This window comes from Mycobacterium sp. TH-M15 (assembly GCF_057473705.1).
In genome coordinates this window covers 1-2,232 of sequence record NZ_JBYCLB010000042.1, presented here as the reverse complement: position 1 = coordinate 2,232, position 2,232 = coordinate 1, and the positions used below count along the sequence as shown (strand labels likewise).

Genomic DNA, 2,232 nt, shown 5'->3' with positions numbered 1-2,232 from the left:
GACGACGCGGTCACGTCCAGGAAGGTCAGCTCGTCGGCGCCATCGGCGTCGTAGGCGGCCGCCAGCACCACCGGATCGCCGGCGTCGCGCAGGTTCTCGAAGTTGTCGCCCTTGACGACGCGCCCGGCGTCGACATCCAGGCACGGGATCACGCGCACGGCAAGGCCGTTGGCGGACGTTGACGGACCCATCTCAGTAGTCCTCGGGTGCGCCGGTGGCGCGCAGCTGTTCGAGGATCTCGCCGTGCACGCCGGGCGCCGCGGCCAGCACCGACCGCGCGGCGGGTGTCCACTCCTCACCGGCGAGGTTGGTGACGATGCCGCCGGCGGCCCGCACCAGCGCCACCCCGGCGGCGTGGTCCCAGATGTGGTCTCCGAAACTGATAGCCCCACCCAAGATCCCGTCGGCGACGTAGACGAGGTCGATGCCGGTGGAGCCGTGCATGCGCAGCCGCGACGACACCCGGCTGAGGTTTTCCAGCACGGCCATCCGATACCGTCCGGGGAAGCGGCCCCGCGCGTCGGCGCTGAACGTGCCGACCCCGACCAGGCTGTCGGCCAGTTTGGTGTCGGCCAGCGGCGGCTGCGGCACACCGTTTTTCAGCAACGGGCCCCCGGCGACGGCGGTGTAGCGCTCGTCGACGAACGGCAGCCAGGTCAGGCCCGCGACCGGGTCCCCGTCGTGCAGCAGGCCCAGCAGGATCGCGGCCATCGGTGACCCCGCGGCGTAGTTGAAGGTGCCGTCGATCGGGTCCAGCACCCACACCCACGGCTCGTCGAGGTCGGCGCCGCCGAACTCCTCGCCGTGCACGCCGATCCCGGTAGCCCCGACCAGGGCGGCGACCACCTGCCGCTCGATCGCCAGGTCGATCTCGGTGGCGAAGTCGTTGCCCTTCTTGGCGACCGCCGAGTCGGCCCGGTGGCCGTCCAGGAACCGGGGCACGACGGCGTCGAGGATCACCGACGCCTGGGCGACCAACGCGTGGAGGTCCATCGCGACCCTATGCCCGCACCGCGGCCAGCGCCTGCGGCAGGGTGAACCGCCCGGCGTAGAGGGCCTTGCCCACGATGGCGCCCTCCACGCCGCGGCCGGCCAGGGTGGCGATCGCGCGCAGGTCGTCGAGGCTGGACACGCCGCCGGAGGCGATCACCGGGGCTTCGGTGCGCTCGGCGACGCGGGCCAGCAGGTCCAGGTTGGGCCCGCCCAGCGTGCCGTCCTTGGTGACGTCGGTGACGACGTAGCGCGAACAGCCTTCGCCGTCAAGGCGTTCCAGCACCTCCCACAGGTCGCCGCCGTCGGTCTCCCAGCCGCGCCCGCGCAGCCGGTGCCGTCCGTCGTCGATCTGGACGTCCAGCCCGACGGCCACCCTGTCGCCGTGCTCGGCGATCGCCCGGGCGCACCACTGCGGGTTCTCCAGCGCCGCGGTGCCCAGGTTCACCCGGGCGCAGCCGGTGGCCAGCGCCGCGGCCAGGGAGTCGTCGTCGCGGATGCCGCCGGACAGTTCCACCCGCACGTCGAGCTTGCCGACCACCTCGGCGAGCAGCTCGCGGTTGGAGCCGCGGCCGAAGGCGGCGTCCAGGTCCACCAGGTGGATCCATTCGGCGCCGTCGCGCTGCCAGGTCAGCGCGGCGTCCAGCGCCGAACCGTACTCGGTCTCACTGCCCGCCTTGCCCTGCACCAGGCGGACGGCACGGCCCTCGACCACGTCGACGGCGGGTAACAGAATCAGCACATCTCCTCCTGGGCGCCGAAAGTGCAACTGGCGACGCGGCTTCTCGGCATTCGCGTAGCGGAATGCACCTTCGCGCAAAGCTTCACAACCCCTCGACCCAATTGCTCAGCACGACCGCACCGGCATCCCCGCTCTTCTCGGGATGAAACTGGGTGGCGGACAGCGCACCGTCCTCGACCGCGGCCAGAAAGGGCACCCGGTGGGTAGCCCAGGTCAGCATCGCCTCCGGCGCACCCTCCCAGCGCTGCGCGGCGTAGGAGTGCACGAAGTAGAACCGGGTGTCGGCGTCCAGGCCCTTGAACAGCACGCTGCCCGGCGCGGCGTCCACCACGTTCCACCCCATGTGCGGGATCACCGGGGCGCGCAGCCGGGTGACCTCCCCCGGCCATTGCCCGCAGCCTTTGGTCTGCACCCCGAACTCGATGCCGCGGGCGAACAGGATCTGCATGCCGACGCACACCCCCAGCACCGGACGGCCGGCGGCGACCCGCTCGGCGATG

The 2,232-nt window shown here is 72.0% G+C and carries 4 protein-coding genes; all 4 read right to left on the bottom strand.

What is annotated here, in order from left to right:
- Window positions 1–191 (bottom strand): HisA/HisF-related TIM barrel protein (locus AC2VNT_RS01100; protein ID WP_486945101.1); only part of this gene is annotated, 191 nt, incomplete at its 3' end.
- A gap of 1 nt (window position 192) precedes the next feature.
- Window positions 193–993: an inositol monophosphatase family protein gene (locus AC2VNT_RS01095; protein WP_486945100.1), complete on the bottom strand. Its 801-nt coding sequence runs from the start codon at window positions 991–993 to the stop codon at window positions 193–195.
- Window positions 994–1,000: 7 nt separating this feature from the next.
- The gene (priA, locus tag AC2VNT_RS01090) at window positions 1,001–1,732 is read right to left on the bottom strand and encodes a bifunctional 1-(5-phosphoribosyl)-5-((5-phosphoribosylamino)methylideneamino)imidazole-4-carboxamide isomerase/phosphoribosylanthranilate isomerase PriA (protein WP_407688790.1); all 732 of its coding nucleotides are present in this window, start codon (window positions 1,730–1,732) and stop codon (window positions 1,001–1,003) included.
- A gap of 82 nt (window positions 1,733–1,814) precedes the next feature.
- The coding region (gene hisH / locus AC2VNT_RS01085) for an imidazole glycerol phosphate synthase subunit HisH (protein WP_486945099.1) at window positions 1,815–2,232 on the bottom strand (418 nt) is incomplete at its 5' end.